Genomic DNA, 18,087 nt, shown 5'->3' on the forward strand with positions numbered 1-18,087 from the left:
GGTCGGCACGCGCTTCGGGCACCGGGCCCGGGCCCCGGGTCAGACGAGGAAGGCGTCGCCGATCCGCTCCCCGGGGGTGAACCGGACCGGGATCTCGGTCGGCCCCACCACCGACGGCGTCTGCGGGTGCTGGTGCCACACAACCGGGCCGGTCGGCCGCAGGTCGGGCATCCGCGTCACCAGCGCCGTGAACATCGCGACCAGCTCGGCCCGCGCCAGGTGCGACCCCAGGCAGAAGTGCCGGCCGACGCCGAAGGCGAGGTGCGGGTTGGGGTTGCGGTGGATGTCGAAGGTGTCGGGGTCGGAGAACACACTTGGATCACGGTTGGCCGCGCCGTAGTAGCTGACCAGCTTCGTGCCCTCGCTGACCGGGATGCCGTTGAACTCGGCGTCGCGTAGGGCGGTGCGGCGCTGGAAGACGATCGGCGGGTCGTAGCGCAGCATCTCCTCGACCGCCGCCGGCACCAGCGAGGGGTCGTCGACGAGCGCCTGGTGTGCCTCGGGATGCTGGAAGAGCCGGTTCATCCCGGTGGCCAGGACATTGCGCGAGGTGTCGCTGCCCGCGGAGACCAGGAGCTGGAAGTCGAGTTGGAACTGGTGCTCGTCGAAGGGGCGACCGAGCACCTCGGCCTGCGTGATCTTGGTGAGCATATCCTCCCGGGGCGCGTCGATCCGCTCCCGGTAGGCGTCGCTGGCCCAGGCGTAGAGGGTCTTCGCGGCCTCGGCGCCGATGCCGTACGACGGGTCGCTGCCGCGGGCGAGGACGGCGGCGGCGTCGAACATGGCGAGCGACTGCTCGCGGGGGAGCCCGATCAGGTCGGCCATCACGAAGCTGGCCATCCAGCCGGCGATGTCCTCGACGAAGTCGCAGCTGCCCTTCTCGATGACGCGGTCGATGATGTCGTTGACCAGCCCGTTGAGCACGTCGTGCTGCGAGCGGACCGTCATCGGGCTGAGCTCGGGGCTGAGCATCTTGCGGTGCGGGGTGTGGTGCGGCGGGTCGGAGAAGATCAGATGGTGGTGGTCCGCGTCGCCCTGCACGGCGGTGTCGCTGATCAGCGTCGTCGGCGCGTTGCCGAAGGTGTCCGAGGCGGTCTCCAGCGCCTTCACGTCGGCGTACCGGGTGAGCGCGTAGAAGCCCGGGCCGCCGTCGTGCTCGGCGTGCCAGTGGATCGGGTCGTTCTCCCGCAGGTACTTGTACAGCTCGTAGGGCTGCCCCTCCACGTAGTGGGCGGGGTCGAGCAGGTCGATCTCCATGCGGCACCTCGGATGCTTCTCGTCCGGCCGGCTGGCCAATTGTGATTCAAATCGTCTTGAACCCATCGTGGCTCACACTGCAAGTTGTGGTCAACATTAAGTGCGGCGGTCCGGGCATCCGTTGGCGCGGCCGGGGTCTCGCGCTTTGAGTCGTGCTGCACTAGTGTTATGAGCTAACTGCAACTGTGATTGACCATCACAGCGACGTGCCTGCCAGGAGGACCCCGGTGACCGCAGCTCCGCCCACCACACGTACCTACCGGACACTCAACCCGGCGACCGGTGAGGTACTGCGGGAGTACCCGTTCCTCACCGACGCCGAGCTGGAGGCGAAGCTGGCGCTGGCGCATCAGGCGTACCTGGCCTGGCGCGAGGTCCCGCTCGCGGAGCGCGTCGCGCTCTTCACCAAGGTGGCGGACCTGATCGAGGCCAGGCTGCCGGACCTCGCCCGGCAGGCGTCGCTGGAGATGGGGAAGATCCTTCCCTACTCGATCGGAGAGGGCCAGGGCGCGGTCAGCATGTTCCGCTACTACGCCGAGCACGGTGAGGCGCAGCTCGCCGACGAGGTGATCTCCTCGCCGGGGTTCTCCAAGCTCGTGCTTCGCCGCGAGCCGGTCGGTGTCGTGCTCGGCGTCGAACCGTGGAATGCGCCGCTCTACCAGGCGATGCGCGCGACGGCCCCCAACCTGATCCTCGGGAACACCGTGATCGTCAAGCCGGCCGAGATCTGCGCCGGCTCGACGCTCATGTACGACGAGATCTTCCGCGAGGCCGGCTTCCCCGACGGCTGCTACCAGACGATTCTCGCCTCAACGGACCAAGTCTCGAGCCTGATCGCCGACGACCGTGTGCGCGCCGTGACGCTCACCGGGTCCGACCGCGCGGGCTCGGCCGTCGGCGAGCAGGCCAGCCGGCACATCAAGCCGGTCGTGCTGGAGCTCGGCGGCTCGGACGCGTTCATCGTGCTCGACTCGGCGAACGTGGAGCTCGCCGCCGGCACCGCCGCGGCCTGCCGGCTGGTGCTGGGCGGCCAGGCGTGCGCGCTGCCGAAGCGGGTGATCGCGACTGAGGGCGTCGCGGACGAGCTCACCGAGCGGTACGTCGCGGTGTTCGCCTCGCAGGTCATCGGCGACCAGTTCGACGAGAAGTCGACGGTCGGGCCGATGTCCAGCCAGGCCGCCGTCGACCTTCTCCAGGAACAACTCGACGACGCGGTCGCCAAGGGCGCGACGGTGCTCCTCGAAGGCGGCAAGGTGGATGGCCCCGGCTTCTTCTTCAAGCCGGCCGTCATCACCGGCGTGACCCCCGAGATGCGGCTCTACCGCGAGGAGGCGTTCGGCCCGCTCGGAGTGATCTTCCGGGTGGCGGACACCGAGGCCGCGGTGAAGCTCGCGAACGACAACCCGTACGGGCTCGGCGGAGCCGTGTTCGGTGACGAGGAGGAGGCCCTGAAGGTGGCCGGCCGCATCGACACCGGCGGCGTGGGCGTGAACACTTTCCTCGGTTCGCCGACCGAGGCGCCGTTCGGCGGGACCAAGCGTTCGGGTGTGGGCCGCGAACTCGGCGGCCGCACCGGCATCGACATGTTCGCCAACCTCAAGACCTACGGCTTCCCCGCCTAGCACCAGAGAGGTACTGGCACCGGAAGGCTCTGGCGCCGGTCCCCGGACCAGGACCCATCCCACCTGCTCGTCCAGCCCGCGTGTCGCCGCCGGGCCGGCCTCTGCCGGACCGGCCGCGATGCACGAGTGGTGGCGGCACACGGCGGTGACGTCGCCACCGAGACTCGAGGAGCGCTCCGATCAACACTCGCCGCACCGTCTCGCCCCGGCGCACGTATACCAAGGCCGAACTCGACGCGATCGCGGAGAGCTACCGCACCTGGGGCAGATGGGGCCCGGACGACGAGGCGGGCGCGCTTAACAACATCACCCCGGGCAGGGTCGCCGCCGCCGCGACCCTGGCTCGGACCGGAAGGACCTTCTCACTCGCCATCCCCCTGGACCGCGATGGGCCGATGCCGTCGAGGACAGCGCGGGTTAACCCCCAGCATCTGATGTTCAAGCATGGCGGCGACCTGCTGGCCGACTGGGAGAACGCCCGGCACGGGATGCAGTCGACGGACGACGGCGTCTACATGCCGCTCCAGTGCGCGACGCAGTGGGATGCCTTCTGCCACGTCTTCTACGACGGGGTGACCTACAACGGGCACGGCCCTGAGACGGTCACGAGCCAGGGCGCCGTCCACAACAGCATCGCCCAGGTCGCGAGCCGGGTCGTTGGACGCGGTGTCCTGCTGGATTTCCCGCGCTTCTACGGCGTGGACTGGCTTGAGCCCGAGGATGCCATCCAGGATGTCGACGTGGAGGCCTGCGCCGAGGCCCAGGGCGTGGAGATCGGCCAGGGCGACATCGTCCTCATCCGCACCGGGCACATGCTCCGCCGCAGGCAGGAGGGCGAGGAGCACTGGGGTGACTACGCCGCTGGTCCGGCGCCTGGGCTGGGTGTGAGCAGCGCGCACTACCTGCTGCCGCGCGGGATCGCCGCCGTCGCGGGTGATACGTGGGGGCTGGAGAGCGTGCCCAGCGAGTCCCTGCCGGAGGCGAAGTTCGCCCTGCACGTGATCTTCCTGGTCAACGCGGGGGTCCTGATCGGGGAGATCTGGGACCTGGAGGAACTGGCCGCCGACTGCGCGGCCGACGGTGTGTACGAGTTCTTCCTCAGCGCCCAGCCGCTCACCGTTACTGGCGCGGTCGGCTCGCCGCTGAACCCCATCGCGATCAAGTAGAACGCCCGGCCCGCGCCGCCGCACCCGCGCCGTAGGGACCCGTCCAGACGCGTCCGCGCCGTCCGCGCCGCGCCCGCGGCTGGCCGCTTGTCGGCCCGCACTGCACGCTAATCGTGTCATTGTTATGGTTGAGCCAGGCGACCATCGATGGCGCGCCGGTCGCCGGACACGAGAGGACACCCATGTCGGACTACCGGTTCATCACCTACGAGCCGCTGGACGAGGGCACGATCGTCCGCATCACGCTCAACCGGCCGCGGTACCGCAACGCTCAGAACCGCGGCCTGCTCGTCGAGCTGGACGAGGCGATGCTGCGCGCGGAGGCCGACGACACCGTGCGCGTCGTGATCCTGGCCGGCAACGGCATGACCTTCTCATCCGGCCATGACATGGGGACGCCGGAGCGGGCCGAGGAGCGGGCCGAGGGCCCCGACCAGCACCCAACCTTCCAGAGCAACGGCGCCACCCGGCGGAGCGCGGAGAAGCGCATCCTCCAGGAGTGGCACTACTACTACCAGAACTCGCTCCGCTGGCGGAACCTGCGCAAGATCACCGTTTGCTCGGTGCAGGGGCCGGTGCACGCGGCGGGGCTGACCTTCGCCTGGTCCTGCGACCTGATCGTCGGCGCTGAGGGCACCACCTTCTCGGACCCGGTCGGCACCCGGCTCGGGATGTGCGGGGTCGAGTACTTCGCCCATCCCTGGGAGTTCGGGCTGCGGCGGACCAAGGAGCTGATGCTGACCGGCGGTGACGTCTCCATCGAGGAGGCGCACCGGATCGGCATGGTCAGCCAGATCTACCCGGCCGACGAGCTGGCCGAGCGGACCCTCGAGTACGCGCGCGAGATCGCCAGGCGGCCCACGATGACGGCATTGATGATCAAGGAAGCCGTCAACCAGACGCAGGACAACATGGGTTTCTACAACTCGCTGCAGGCCTGTTTCAGCCTGCATCAGATCAACCACGCGCACTGGGCGGAGATCCACGGCGGCCGGGTCGCCCACGCGACCGTCGCGGACGGCGCCGTCGAGTGGCGCAAGCGGCCGTCCTCGGCGAACGGCGACCAGGACGTCTCCCCACCAGCCTCGCCGCCCGCGCCGGCTGCTTCGGCCTCCGGTGGCGGCGCCGAGGGCGGGGCCGCGACGAACGCGGAGGTCGGTCGATGACCACGCCCTGGGTGGATCGCGACGCAGACTGGACCCCCGACTACGCGGGCCTGATGCGGCTCGACGAGCAGGTGCACGTCATCCTCGGCGCCGGCTTCGGTATCGGTCGGCAGACCGCGCACGCCCTCTCCGCCTTCGGCGCGACCGTCGTTTGCGTCGACCGCGAGGCGGAGCGGGCCGAGAAGGTCGCGGCCGAGGCGGGCGGCGTCGCCTGGACCGGTGACATCACCGACCGCGAGTCGGTCGCCGCGCTGTTCGACTTCGTCGGGGAGCGGTTCGGCCGGCTCGACGGCGTCGTCGACATCGTCGGCCTCGCTAGGTACAAGCGGCTCCAGGACCTGTCCGACGACGACTGGACCTACCATCTCGATCTCGTGGTCAAGCACGCCTACCTCGCGATCACCTACGCCGCGAAGTTCTGGGAGCGCACCGGCACCGGCGGCTCGATGGCCTTCGTCGCATCGGTCGCGGGCCTGGCGAGCTCGCCCAACCTCAGTGCGTACGGCGCGATGAAGGCCGCGCTGATGTCGCTGATCCGCACGGCCGCGGTCGAGTTCGGGCCGCTGGGCGTCCGGGTCAACGCGGTGGCGCCCGGGATCATCCGGACCCCTCGGCAGCAGGCCAACCCGCGATGGACCAGAGAGCTGGTCGAGGCGAACATCGAAAAGACACCACTGCGCAAGCTGGCGTACCCATCCGACATCGCCAGCGTGCTGCTGTTCCTCGTCTCGCCGCTGGCCGGGCACGTGACCGGTGAGTCGATCGTCGTGGACGGCGGCAACCACAGCCTGTTCAACGTCGACTCGCCCGAGCCCGACCGCCAGGCCTGACTCCGAGCACCAGAGCCCAGGACGTGGGATGCGCGAAGGCCGGCCCACCGAATCAGCGGTGGGCCGGCCCTTGGCATTTCTTCGATGGGTGCCGGTCAGCGGCGGGTGATGGTTAGCGGGTCGAAGGGGGCGCCGGCGGCGTAGACGTTGTTGAACAGCCCGACGCCGGCCTCGGTGAGCCTGACGTCGACGCCAGCCCAGCCATCGAGGGTGGGGACCAGACGCAGCGTGACCAGGTCGAGCCTGCGACCAGCGCCGTTCTGGCTCGGCCTGCCGTCCTGGGTTGGACGGTCGTCCTGGCTCAGTGGTTTGTCCGGGGTCATCGGATCGTTGACCGAGAGCACGGCCGGCTCCCGCTCGGTCGCGCCGACGGTGATCCGCGGGCGGGCGAGCCGGACGAACAGCAGCCCGCCGTGGCCGCCGAGCCGAAGGTCCCCGCCGAACGCGAGCACCTGGTCGGTCGTCCGCTCCGGGTCCGCCGGGTAGACGACCAGCTGCGGGTCATCCATGATCAACGACGCGCCATCCGAGACCGAGGCCCGCCCATCCCGCAGCCCGGCGACGTAATGGAAGAAGCTGGCGCGCATGCTCCAGCGCAACTCGTGCACGGATCCGCGCCGATCAGACGCCGGCGGAGGGCCGGACGAGGTCATCCAGACGCAGCGTCGAGACGATCTCCCGCTTGATCACCTTGCCGCTCGGCGTACGCGGCAACGGGATGTCGGACACGGCGATGCGCACCGGGATCTTGAACGCCGCCAGCCGCTCGGCGGCGAACACGCGTAGTTCCTCGGCCGCGACCACAGCGCCGGGGCGCGGCCGGACCACGGCGACCAGTTCCTCACCCAGTGTCGGATGCGGAGCGCCGAACGCCGCGGCCTCGACCACGTCGGGATGCGCGATGAGCACGGCCTCGACCTCCGCGCACTGGATGTTCTCCCCGCCGCGGATCACGGTGTCCTTGAGCCGGCCGACAATGTAGATCAGCCCGCTGTCGTCGATCCGGCCGAGGTCACCGGTCCGGAACCAGCCGTCGCGGAAGTCGTCGGCGTCGGGCAGGCCGAGGTAGCCGGCGACCACCTGCGGGCCGCGGATGGCGATCTCGCCCTCCTCGCCCACGCCGAGCCGCTCGCTCTTCTCATCCAGGATGGCCACCTCGACGGTCGGGAGCGGCCGGCCCACGCTGTCGGGATGCTCGGCGAAGTCCGCCGCGGAGATCGAGACGACGCCCGAGGTGGTCTCGGTCAGCCCGTAGCCGGTGCGCACCATGACCTGCTCGCCGAACCGCTCGGCCACCGCGTCGATCATCGTGGTCGGCGCGGCCGACCCGCCCATCCCGATGATGCGCAGGCTGCTCAGGTCGTGGGTAGTGGCCGCCGCGGCGGCGAGGAAGGACTGGACCACGAACGGCGGACCAGCCACCTCGTTGGCCTGCTCGGCCTCTACCAGCCGCACGGCCTCCTCGGCGTCCCACTTGTACATCAGCACCAGAGCGTGCCCGGAGTAGGCCGCCGTGTAGAGCGTGTTGAGCCCGGCGACGTGGAACAACGGGAAGGTCACGACCTTGGTGGATGGCGCCGGCGGAAGGATCTCGTGCGGTCCTTCGAGCGTCGCCGGCACGATTCGCACCGCCCGGATGGCCTTGTTGAGCAGTGACGCGGTGTGGTTGCGATGCGAGTGCATCACGCCCTTGGGCTTGGCGGTGGTGCCGGAGGAAAACATGATCGTCGACGGGTCCTCGGGCGACACGTCGGCCTCCGGCGGGCCAAGAACCGAGCCGGCGGCCGCCGCGCCCCCGGCGTCGGCGGCGCCCGCGACGAGCGCGTCGAAGTCGACGACCTCACTCAGGGCCGCCGGGGTCTCCTCACAGCGCACCGCGACGACGGTGCGAACGCCCATCCCGGCCAGGTCGATGTCGGCGAGGAGGGCGATGCGCTCCCGGTCCGCGACCAGCACGACAGGGCCGGACTCGGACATGACCTCGACGAGCTCGCGGGTCCGCAGCCAGCCGTTGTAGGGGACGGCCACGGCGCCGATGAGCTGCGTGGCCCAGAACGAGAAGACGAACTCGGGGTAGTTGCGCATCGCGATGCCGACGCGGTCACCCTTGGCGACGCCGAGGCCCCGCAGAGCGTAGGAGAGAGCGACGACCGTGTCCCACTGATCCTGGTAGGTCCAGCGTCGGCCCTGGTAGACGAGCGCCGTCCGGTCGGCGTGGGCCGCCGTGGACAGGAACGCGCCCCGCATCGTGCGCGGGTCCCGGTCGAACACCTCCACGGTGCCGTGGCCGAGGTCGATCTCCGCGAGCGGGAACGGCCCGCCGGGCGCGGTCAGAATCCGGAGCCGGGACACCTCGTCCAGCGGCATGACTAGCCACCACCTTTCGCACAGCCTTCTCGCGGGCGCGATCGCCCTTGGCGGGGGCGGCTGCGATGGTGTTCCATCATAACAACACAAGTTGAAGCTCGTAGAGATCGTTGAAGCTGGTAGAGATCGTCTGAATGCTCGTCGAGGCTCGTAGAGAGGTGTGGGGCGTGGATGTGACCACCCGGCAGGGCGCCTTCCGAGGGGAACCGACCAGCCACGGCTGGGCCTTCAAAGGGATCCCGTACGCGGCCGCGCCCGTCGGCGAGGCGCGCTTCGCCGCCCCCCGGCAGCCCGAGCGGCACCAGGGCGTGGCCGACGCCACGGCGTACGGGCCGACCGTCTCGACCCCGCCACAGCGGTCGCCCGTCATGGACGCGCTGCTGCCCGATCCGGTTAGACCGGGCGAGAACGGGCTCAACCTCAACATCTGGACGCCGGACGTCGAGGGGTCGGCGCCGGTGCTGGTCTTCTTCCACGGCGGCGGGTTCGCCACCGGCGCCGGCTCGACCACCGCCTTCGACGGCACGGCGTTCGCCCGCCACGGCGTGGTCGCCGTGAGCATCAACTACCGGCTCGCCGCCGAGGGGTTCGGGTTCTTCCCCGACGCGGTCCCCAACCGAGGGCTGCTCGACATGATCGCCGCGCTGGAATGGGTCAGGGCGGACATCGCGGTCTTCGGCGGCGACCCCAGCCGGGTCACGATCTGCGGGGAGTCGGCCGGCGCAATGGCGGCCTGCACCCTGCTCGCCGTGCCGCGGGCGCGTGGGCTTTTCCGCCGGGTCATCTCGCAGAGCGGCACCGCGCACCACGTGCACACCGTCGAGCGGGGCCGGTTGGTGGTCGCCGAACTGGGCGCTGAGCTGGGCGTCGAGCCGACGGCCGCGGCCATCGCGCAGGTACCCGTCGACAAGCTGCACGCCGCCAGCAACCTCGTCATGGACCGGATGACCTCCGGCCAGGACCCGCGGTTCTCTGAGTTCACCCGGCTGACCTTCCAACCGGTCATCGACGGCGACATTCTGCCCGAGCACCCGTTCGAGGCCGTGGCCGCCGGCGCAGGCCCCGACGTCGACCTGCTGATCGGCGCGAACGCGCAGGAGTACGGGCTGTTCGTCGCCCCCACCGGGATGTGGGACAAGCTCACGGACGAGGCACTCCTGGCCACGACTGCTCGCATCCACCCTGAGCCGGCGGCGCTGATCTCGGCGTATCGGTCGCGGCGGCCCGGAGCGAGCCCGGCCGAGCTGTTCGTCGCCATCCAGTCCGACTGGTTCTGTGTCGCGCCGACGGAGAGGCTGATCGCCGCGCGGCGTGACGCCAGGCATCCGGTGCACGCGTATCAGTTCGCCTGGCAGCCCCCGACGTATGACGGTCATGTCGGCGCCTGCCACACGATCGAGATCCCGTTCGTCTTCGACACGCTCGACGACCCGTGGGGCATCGCGCTGCGCGGACCTGGCGCGCCGCAGGCCCTCGCCGACGAGGTGCACGCGGCCTGGGTTTCCTTCGTTCGCGACGGCGACCCAGGTTGGCCGGGCTACGGCACGGATGGGCACGTACGCCGCCTGGACCTGACCAGCGAGACGGTCACCGACCCCTGGGCAGAGGCCCGCGAGTCGTGGTCGGGCCGGTCCCTGTGATGCCACAAGCGGTGAAATCACAAGCAGTCCTGACCCAGGCGGGCATGCGACGGGCAGCGCTGGCACGAGCCGGCATGCCACGAGCAGTGCTGGCACGAGCAGTGCTGGCGCAAGCAGTTCGCAGTGCTTCCACTGGGCGGATGGCATGACGGCGCCGCTGGTCCTCGATGCGCAGATCCACGTGTGGAAGGCGTCGACACCGGAGCGGCCTTGGCCAGCCGACGCCATCGAACCGCAGCGGCCCGAGCCGCTGGAGGTGCCGGAGGTCCGGGACGTGATGGCCAGGGCCGGCGTGTCCGGGGCGCTGCTGCTCGGCCCGACCTGGGAGGGATCGCGCAACGACTACGTGCTCGCGACAGCGGCCGCCGACCCAAGCCAGTTCGGCGCGATCTGCCGCTGGGCCACGGGTGACCCGGCGGAGGTCGAGAAGCTCGCGGACTGGCGCGGCATCGCCGGGATGCGCGCGATCCGCATGTCGCTCAACCGCGGGGATGTCGCCGGCACACTGTCCGCCGCCCGCGACAGCGGCTTCTTCGCCGCCGCCGAGCGGTATGGCGTGCCACTGAGCATCTACGCGCCCGGCCGTTACGACCTCCACCGCGATCTGGCGCGGGCGTACCCCGGGCTGAGGATCGCCGTCGACCACGCCGCGGTCGAGACCGCCGACCGCCCGCTGACCGAGGCTGTGGCTCCGCTGACCCAGCTGGCCGAGTACCCGGGCATCGCGGTTAAGGCGTCGGCGCTGCCGTGCTTCCTTGACCTGCGGACCGAGAAGCCGCCGTACCCGTCGATCACCGAGGCCGTCTACCGCCTGGTCGAAGCGTTCGGGGCCGACCGGGTCTTCTTCGGCTCCGACCTGTCCCGGCTGCCGGTGCCCTACGCCGACCTGGTCGACGTCTTCATCCATCACCTGCCCGACCTCGAGAGCGACGAGCAGGCGCTGGTGCGCGGCCGCGCCCTGGCCACCTGGCTGGGATGGACCGAGCCGCTGGCCGCGGGACCCGAAACAGCGGCACCGGAGTCAGCGGGACTGAAATCGTCGGGACCGGAGCCAGCGGAACCGGAGACAGCGGATCCCGAGTCGGCGGAATCCGGCACGGAGGCGCGGCGTGGCTGAGCTGGTCCGCGTCGAGGTGCGCTGGCCGGTGCTGCTCGTCACACTGGCCCGGCCGGAGAAGCGCAACGCCGTGAACGAGGAGATGACCCTCGCGCTGGATGCCGCGTTCGGCCGGCTCGACGACGACCCTGACCTGCGCGTCGGGGTGCTCGCGGCGGAAGGCCCGTTCTTCTGCGCTGGCACCGATCTGCGAACGGGCGCCGGTCCGCACACCGAACGCGGCGGGATGTACGGGGTCATCAAGCGGCGCCGGACGAAACCGCTGGTCGCGGCGGTCGGCGGGCCAGCGCTGGGCGGGGGCTTCGAGCTGGTGCTGGCGGCCGACCTCGTCGTAGCCGCGCGCGCCGCCTGGTTCGCGCTGCCCGAGACCACGCGCGGTCGCGTGCCCGCCGCCGGCGGACTGTTCCGCGCACCGGACCGACTCCCGCGCAACGTGGCCCTCGAACTGATGCTGACCGCCGGTCACCTGGACGCCGAGCGGGCATACCAGCTCGGCCTGGTGAACCGCCTGGTCGATGCCGGCCCTGCCCCCGAAGCCGACGAGGTGCTGCGCAGCGCGCTTGAGCTCGCGCTCGCGACCTGCGTGAGCGCCCCCGCGGCCGTGACCCATCTGTTCGCCGGCCTGCGCTCGGTCTCCGAGAGCGCTGACGAGGTCGGATGGCGGACCACGCAGGAGGCGATGACCACGCTGTTGACATCCGACGACCGCACCGAGGGGAACGCGGCCTTCGAGGAGCGACGCCATCCCCGCTGGGTCCCGGACGACGCCGTCCGCTGGCGCGTTCTTGAGGACCGGGCGTGACGCGGCCCGGATCCGCGAGCCACGCCGGAGGACCGGATCGTGCTGGACGAGCGGGCGTGAAGCGGGCCGGACGCATGAGGGAGATCCGATGAGGGAGCAGCGGCGCGGCCGGTCGATCGCGATGAGTCCCGACGAGGTGGACGCCTTCCTCGCGGGGGAGCGGGTCTGCCGGGTGGCCACGAGCCGTGTCGACGGCCATCCACACGTCGTGCCGTTGTGGTTCGTCTGGGATGGGTCCGCCCTCTGGCTGAACTCGATCGTCCGAAGCCAGCGCTGGGCCGACCTGCAGCGCGACCCACGCGTCTCCGTGGTGATCGACGCCGGCGTGGAGTTCAACGAGCTGCGCGGGGTGGAGCTCGCGGGTTCGGTCGAGATCGCCTCGGAGGTGCCGAGAACGGCAGGGCGCGAGACAGCAGCGCACCTGACCGCAACGCACCAGACGGCAGAGCACCGGCCGGAGTTCGCGGACATCGAGCGCCGCTACGCCGAGAAGTACTCCGGAACCCCCGACTTCGTCGCCGACGGCCGGCACGCCTGGCTGCGCCTGATGCCCACCCGGCTGGTGAGCTGGGACTTCCGAAAGAACCCGGCCCTGCGGCCCCGCCGGGCCACCCCCTAGGGCGCCCGAGAGCCTGCCGCCAGAGCCCTGTCACGAGGGGTGCCAGGCCGCCCGTTGACGTCCCGCCTCCGGTCCAGCATTATTGCTCGACTATTAGAAGCTGCTTTGTTCCATCGATAGGGCATAAGACGTAGTCGACAGTGATCTGGCCGGCGCCCGCGCGTCCGCCAGCTGACCCGAGGTAGGCCGTGGACACCTTCCTGCCCTTCATCGTCGCCGGTCTGGTGACCGGCTCGGTCCTGGGCCTCGCCGGAACCGGCCTGGTCCTGACGTACAAGACCTCCGGCATCTTCAACATCGGACACGGGGCGATCGCCGCGGCCGCCGCGTTCGTCTTCTACTGGCTGCACATCGACCAGGAACTCAACTGGTGGCTGTCCGGCATCCTCGCGGTGTTCGTGTTCGGGCCCTTAGCCGGCCTGCTGCTGTCGGCGGTGAGCCTCAAGCTGAGCAACCAGCGGCCGGCGCTCAAGGTCGTCGCGACAGTCGGCCTGGTGCTGCTGGTCCAGGGCCTGGCGACGGTCAAGTACGGCTTCAACGCCCTGCGCCCGGAGCCCTTCCTGCCGAAGGCGACCGAGATCGTCCGGGTCGGCGGTGTCAACATCACCTACGCCCAGCTGACCATCATCGCGATCTCACTGGTCGCGGTGGGGCTGCTCTACTACTTCTTCCGGGTCAGCCGCACCGGCCTGGCGATGCGCGCGGTGGTCAACGACCCGGACCTGGTCGCCCTGCACGGCACCAGCCCGCGCGGGGTCCAAGGCCTGTCGTGGAGCATCGGCTCGTCGTTCGCCGCCCTGTCCGGCGTGCTCATCGCCCCGACGGCGGGCATCGACTCGGTGACCATGACCTTCCTCGTGGTGCAGGCCTTCGGGGCGGCGGCTGTCGGGGCCTTCTCGAACATCCCTCTGACCTACGCCGGAGCCCTGGTCATCGGCGTGTTCTCGAACGTGATCACCAAGTTCGCCATCGACGCACCGGCGCTGCGCGGCCTCAACACGGCGCTGCCGTTCATCGTGCTGCTGATCGCGCTGATGGCGATCCCCAAGCGCAGGCTCGACCTGCCCTCCCGCTCCGAGCAGCCACCGAAGATCCCCTACCAGGGGCCGGCCACCACCCGTGTCATCGCAGGCGTCGTGGTTCTGGCGCTGCTGCTACTCGGGCCGGTTCTGTTCGACGGCCAGCTGACGTACCTCACCGTCGGTCTGACCCAGACGATCGTGCTGTTCTCCCTCGGCCTCCTGGTCCGCACGGCCGGCATGGTCTCGCTGTGCCAGGCGGTCTTCGCCGCCATCGGCGCAGTCACCTTCGCGCAGGTCGCGGAGGCCTGGAACCTCCCCTGGGTTATCGGTGTGCTGCTCTCGGCCCTGATCGTGGTTCCGGTCGCGGGGCTTCTCGCGCTCCCGGCCATCCGACTGCAGGGTCTGTTCCTGGCTCTGGCCACGCTCGGCTTCGGACTCTCGATGGAGGCCTGGGCGTACCAGAAGGACTGGTTCTTCGGGACCACCGGCACCGGTCGCCCGATGCCGCGCCCGGGCGGGATGGAGTCCGACGAGAGCTGGTACTACGTCGTCGTCGCCTTCTTCGTCGTCGGCGCGCTGTTGATGATCGTCATCCACGCCAGCCGCCTGGGCCGCACATTGCGCGGCCTGTCCGAGGCGCCGCTCGCAGTCCGCACCCTGGGCCTCAACACGAACCTGCTGCGGCTGATCGTCTTCTGCATCGCCGGCTACTTCGCTGGGATCGGCGGCATCCTCTACGGCAGCACGATCAACTACACCGTGCTCGGCGACCAGTACTACGCGGCGTACTACTCGCTGGTCCTCGTCGCCACGCTTGCCCTGATGCCGTTCCGGGAGCCCTGGTACGCCGTCGTCGCGGTGGTCTCCGCCCTCGTCCCGGCCTTCTGGCACAGCCCCAACGCGCAGCCATGGCTGAACGTGCTGTTCGGCTTCGCCGCGATCGTCGTGGCGACGCAGGGCGGCTCGGACACCCTGCCGAAACGGGCCCGCGACTGGATCGACAAGACGTTCGCGCGGAAGAAGAACACCGGCCCGTTCGTCGAGCTCGGAGTCGATCCGTGGACGATGCCGCCGAACACCAGCGGTCTCGAGGTCCGCGACCTGACCATCCGGTATGGCGGGCGCACCGCGGTCGACGCGGTGAGTCTCGCGGCCCCGATCGGCCAGATCACCGGTCTCATCGGCCCCAACGGCGCCGGCAAGACCACGATGTTCAACGCCGCCAGCGGCCTGCTCACCCCGGCCAGTGGCCAGGTGCTGCTCCAGAACCAGGACGTCACCGGCCTGAACGCCGCCGCGCGCGGCCGCCGTGGGCTGGGCCGGACCTTCCAGCTGATGCAGCTCGCCGACTCGCTGACCGTCGGGCAGAACGTCGCGCTCGGCATCGAGTCCGGGATGGCCGGCTCCAATCTGCGCGGCCAGGTCGTTGCCACCCGCTCCGAGCGGCGCGCGACCCTGGAGGCGGCCGAGTACGCCATGGAGCTGTGCGGAATAAGCGACCTGCGCGGCGTGAGCGCCGGGCAGCTGTCCACCGGTCAGCGCCGGCTGGTCGAGCTCGCCCGGTGCCTCAGCGGCCCGTTCGACACACTGCTGCTCGACGAGCCGTCGTCGGGCCTCGACCCGGCCGAGACCGAGAGGTTCGGCGAGACGCTGACCAGGGTCGTGGAGACGCGCGGCTGCGGCATTCTGCTGGTCGAGCACGACATGGCCCTGGTGCTGCGCATCTGCGCGGAGATCTACGTCCTCGACTTCGGAAAGCTGCTCTTCCACGGCACCGCGGACGAGGTCCGCACCAGCCCGGTCGTGCAGGCCGCCTACCTTGGCTCCGAGACCGAGAGCCGTTCCGACCTGATCGAGGCGGCGGCCCGATGACATCGACCATCACGAAACCCAGAAGAAAGCACTCATGGGGAAGTGCCCAAGGGCAAGTGCCCCGTCAATGGGATGGGCCAGCAAGAAACACTCAATGCGATGGTTTAGCGGGAGGACGGTGCGGCCGTGACTGACCAGCTCACCCTGGCCGAGGCGAACGGGGCCGCGGCACCGGCGTCCCGAGCCGCCGCGCTCGAACTGCGCGGCATCAACGCCAGTTACGGCAACACCGCCGTGCTGCGCGACGTTTCCCTCACGGTGGCTCCCGGCTCGGTGACCGCCCTGATCGGTCCTAACGGCGCCGGCAAGACGACGTCGCTTCGGGTGGCGTCCGGCCTGATGCGGCCGAGCGACGGAGCGGTCCTTGTCGACGGCGTGGACGTGACCAAGGCGTCCGCTGCCCGCCGCGCCAAGGCTGGCATGTGCCACGTGCCCGAGGGGCGCGGTGTGTACCGCAACCTCACCGTGCGAGAGAACCTGCTGATGCAGTCCAGCGCGGCCCGTCCCAAGGAGGCCATCGAGCTCGCCACGTCCGTGTTCCCCCGGCTGGGCGAGCGGCTCTCGCAGAAGGCCGGAACCCTGTCCGGCGGCGAGCAGCAGATGCTGGCGCTCTCCGCAGCGTACGTCGCGAACCCGAAGCTGGTCCTGGTGGACGAGCCCTCGCTCGGCCTCGCGCCCATCATCGTGGACATGGTCTTCGAGTTCCTGAAGACCCTGCGCGAGAAGGACGTCGCCCTGCTCCTGGTGGACCAGTACGCGCTGCGCACCCTGGCCATCGCCGACCAGGCCTACGTGCTCCGCCGCGGTGAGATCGCGTACGACGGCGCCGCCAGCGGCCTGCTCCAGGGAAACATGTTCGAGAAGTACATCGGCGAAGGCGCCGCCTAGACCCCCGCGCCACCCCCGCACCACCAGCCGGCCCACCTCAGCTGCTCGCTGTTGTTCGTTCGGGTTGCGATTCGGGGGCTGAATACCGCGGAATCGTCCCCCAAACAGCGAGGATCTGTCCCTGATCTTGTGATCAGGCTGACCCCGGGGTGCGCGCTGACCACGATGGACCTTCTGTGATCATGTGCCGGGTGCCTCTCTGACCTTGGGGTTCTCCTTCCGCACCGTGCGCGTCTCGTTGTTGATCGGGTTGACCGGTCTGGTGATCGGCTGCGGTTACGGGCCCGTGTTCGAGCAGCCGGTGGTGCGTGCCCCGGGTGCGGGGTGGTCTCGGAGCGGGTCTACGGGCGGTATCGCCGCCGGTTGGTCGATGCGGCGATCGCGGGTGCTCACGTCGAGATTGATCTGCTGGTCCGGCGGTTCCGCTGTCTGACAGCCGGCTGTCCGCGGGTGACGTTCGCGGAGCAGGTCGTGGGTCTGACGAGTCCGCACGCCCGGTTCACCCCGCTCGCCAGTCGGATGATCGAGGCGATCGGGGTTCCACCGGGACTCGTGCGGCTACAGCCCAGGCCGCTCGCAGCGCCAGGCGCTCGAGGTCTGCCGGAAGCGGTGCTGGTCGCACGACTGGGTCGTTGATCTGGACGTGCGGAAGTTCTTCGACACCGTGCCGTGGGAAAAGCTCCCGAAGGCGGTGGCGTACCACACGGACCAGAAATGGGTCCTGATGTACATGGACGCTGCCTGAAAGCGCCGATGAAGCATGCCGACGGAACACTGCAAGAAAGAACCATGGGCATAGTCCAGGGTGGTCCATTCTCCGCCGCTGGCGGCCAACATCTATCTGCGCTGGGGCCTTGACGCCTGGATGGCGCGCGAGTTCCCGACCGTTCCATTCGAGCGGTGGCGGACGATGTTGTGTTTCACTGCGTGAGCCTCAATGCCACTTCCGCTAAGTCGATCAAGCTGCGGCTTGGGGTTTCGCGGGGTTGGCGAGCCTGATCGTGGGCGGGGCGTGGTGGCGGATGCCGTACTGGCCGGGTTTCTTGACCGGGTACTGGTGTGGCGGGCCCGGCGGACGACGTGGGGGTAGGTGCGTTCGCGGCGGGTGTTGAGCCGGGTCGGCCGGGTGATGTCGGTGGCGATCTCGCCCTGGGTGCGTGCCCGCTGGTCAGGGGGAAAAGGCCGGGTCGGTGGTGACCCGGTCCCGGATGATCCTGACGGCGCGTTTGAACTTGATCCTGTCGGGGTCGATCCCGGCGGCGGTCGCGGCCTGGCAGGTCAGCGCGCTGATCGCGTGGTGGGTGAGCAGGTAGCCCCAGATCTCCTGGTAGACGGTGTCGGGATGCTTCGAGCGCAGGACCTTCCCCGGGCCGCGTAGATAGGTCTTGAGCTGCTTGTTGCCGATCTCGTGTTCCCACCTGTGCCGGTAGGCCCCGGCCAGGGCGGTCGCGGTCGCCTCCCGTGGGGCGAGGATGGTGGTGAGCAGGGCGATGATCTCGTGTTTCCCGTCGCCGTCGCGGTCGGGCACGTCGTACTCGACGAGACGGGCGTAGCGGGCCTTCGCCGGGTCGAGTGCCTCACCGGCCCGGGCCGCGGCGACGAGTGCGTCCCGCGCCTTCCCGGTGATCTTCGGGTTGACCAGGACCGTCCGGTACGAGCCGTCGGACAACGCGCGCAGCGGCGGCAGCCGCAGGCTGGCCTTGACCCGCCACAGCAACG

General features: G+C 69.9%; 13 protein-coding genes and 2 pseudogenes. 11 read left to right on the forward strand and 4 right to left on the reverse strand.

All coding sequences use genetic code 11. From position 1 onward, the window contains the following. Positions 1 to 39 precede the first annotated feature (39 nt). Positions 40 to 1,257, reverse strand: a complete 1,218-nt coding sequence (locus AB1460_RS25405; protein WP_368964622.1) for a cytochrome P450 — start codon at positions 1,255 to 1,257, stop codon at positions 40 to 42. Positions 1,258 to 1,484: 227 nt separating this feature from the next. Here AB1460_RS25405 and AB1460_RS25410 point away from each other — a divergent pair, with 227 nt between their 5' ends. The 4 genes from AB1460_RS25410 (at position 1,485) to AB1460_RS25425 (ending at position 6,041) form a co-directional block, all read left to right on the forward strand. After that, complete coding sequence (locus tag AB1460_RS25410) at positions 1,485 to 2,879, forward strand: aldehyde dehydrogenase family protein (protein ID WP_368964623.1); 1,395 nt, start codon at positions 1,485 to 1,487, stop codon at positions 2,877 to 2,879. A 434-nt stretch (positions 2,880 to 3,313) separates the two neighbouring features. After that, positions 3,314 to 4,045 carry a cyclase family protein gene (locus AB1460_RS25415; RefSeq protein ID WP_368964624.1) on the forward strand — a complete coding sequence of 244 codons (732 nt, stop codon included), beginning with the start codon at positions 3,314 to 3,316 and terminating at the stop codon, positions 4,043 to 4,045. 182 nt (positions 4,046 to 4,227) lie between these two features. Next, positions 4,228 to 5,211: an enoyl-CoA hydratase gene (locus AB1460_RS25420; RefSeq protein ID WP_368964625.1), complete on the forward strand. Its 984-nt coding sequence runs from the start codon at positions 4,228 to 4,230 to the stop codon at positions 5,209 to 5,211. Beyond that, positions 5,208 to 6,041, forward strand: coding sequence for an SDR family NAD(P)-dependent oxidoreductase (locus AB1460_RS25425; RefSeq protein ID WP_368964626.1), 834 nt, complete (start codon positions 5,208 to 5,210; stop codon positions 6,039 to 6,041). The genes AB1460_RS25420 and AB1460_RS25425 overlap by 4 nt, the downstream gene beginning before the upstream one ends. Before the next feature lie 95 nt (positions 6,042 to 6,136). On the opposite strand, the gene AB1460_RS25430 is transcribed toward AB1460_RS25425, so the two are convergent. After that, positions 6,137 to 6,694 carry an HtaA domain-containing protein gene (locus tag AB1460_RS25430; protein ID WP_368964627.1) on the reverse strand — a complete coding sequence of 186 codons (558 nt, stop codon included), beginning with the start codon at positions 6,692 to 6,694 and terminating at the stop codon, positions 6,137 to 6,139. Continuing rightward, entirely contained in the window at positions 6,663 to 8,408 is a 1,746-nt protein-coding gene (locus AB1460_RS25435; protein ID WP_368964628.1) for a class I adenylate-forming enzyme family protein, read from the reverse strand. Before AB1460_RS25435 ends, AB1460_RS25430 begins: the two co-directional genes overlap by 32 nt. Positions 8,409 to 8,575: 167 nt before the next feature. Here AB1460_RS25435 and AB1460_RS25440 point away from each other — a divergent pair, with 167 nt between their 5' ends. From AB1460_RS25440 to AB1460_RS25470, 7 genes and pseudogenes are all read left to right on the forward strand, one after another. Beyond that, positions 8,576 to 10,048 carry a carboxylesterase/lipase family protein gene (locus AB1460_RS25440; protein ID WP_368964629.1) on the forward strand — a complete coding sequence of 491 codons (1,473 nt, stop codon included), beginning with the start codon at positions 8,576 to 8,578 and terminating at the stop codon, positions 10,046 to 10,048. A 145-nt stretch (positions 10,049 to 10,193) separates the two neighbouring features. Beyond that, a complete protein-coding gene (locus AB1460_RS25445; protein WP_368964630.1) occupies positions 10,194 to 11,165 on the forward strand; it encodes an amidohydrolase family protein in 972 nt (323 codons plus the stop codon). Further along, on the forward strand, positions 11,158 to 11,967 hold the full coding sequence (locus AB1460_RS25450) for an enoyl-CoA hydratase-related protein (protein WP_368964631.1): 810 nt from the start codon (positions 11,158 to 11,160) through the stop codon (positions 11,965 to 11,967). The genes AB1460_RS25445 and AB1460_RS25450 overlap by 8 nt, the downstream gene beginning before the upstream one ends. Before the next feature lie 88 nt (positions 11,968 to 12,055). After that, positions 12,056 to 12,586: a pyridoxamine 5'-phosphate oxidase family protein gene (locus AB1460_RS25455; RefSeq protein ID WP_368964632.1), complete on the forward strand. Its 531-nt coding sequence runs from the start codon at positions 12,056 to 12,058 to the stop codon at positions 12,584 to 12,586. Positions 12,587 to 12,774: 188 nt separating this feature from the next. Further along, positions 12,775 to 15,480, forward strand: coding sequence for an ABC transporter permease subunit (locus AB1460_RS25460; RefSeq protein ID WP_368964633.1), 2,706 nt, complete (start codon positions 12,775 to 12,777; stop codon positions 15,478 to 15,480). Between the two features lie 126 nt (positions 15,481 to 15,606). Next, a complete protein-coding gene (locus AB1460_RS25465; RefSeq protein ID WP_368964634.1) occupies positions 15,607 to 16,368 on the forward strand; it encodes an ABC transporter ATP-binding protein in 762 nt (253 codons plus the stop codon). Positions 16,369 to 16,638: 270 nt separating this feature from the next. Beyond that, positions 16,639 to 16,785, forward strand: a pseudogene (locus AB1460_RS25470) (hypothetical protein); the annotation flags it as partial. 751 nt (positions 16,786 to 17,536) lie between these two features. On the opposite strand, the pseudogene AB1460_RS25475 reads toward AB1460_RS25470, so the two are convergent. Further along, positions 17,537 to 18,087: pseudogene (locus AB1460_RS25475) on the reverse strand (transposase); the annotation flags it as partial.

The sequence above is a fragment of the Parafrankia sp. FMc2 genome (assembly GCF_041008525.1).
Lineage (GTDB): Bacteria > Actinomycetota > Actinomycetes > Frankiales > Frankiaceae > Parafrankia.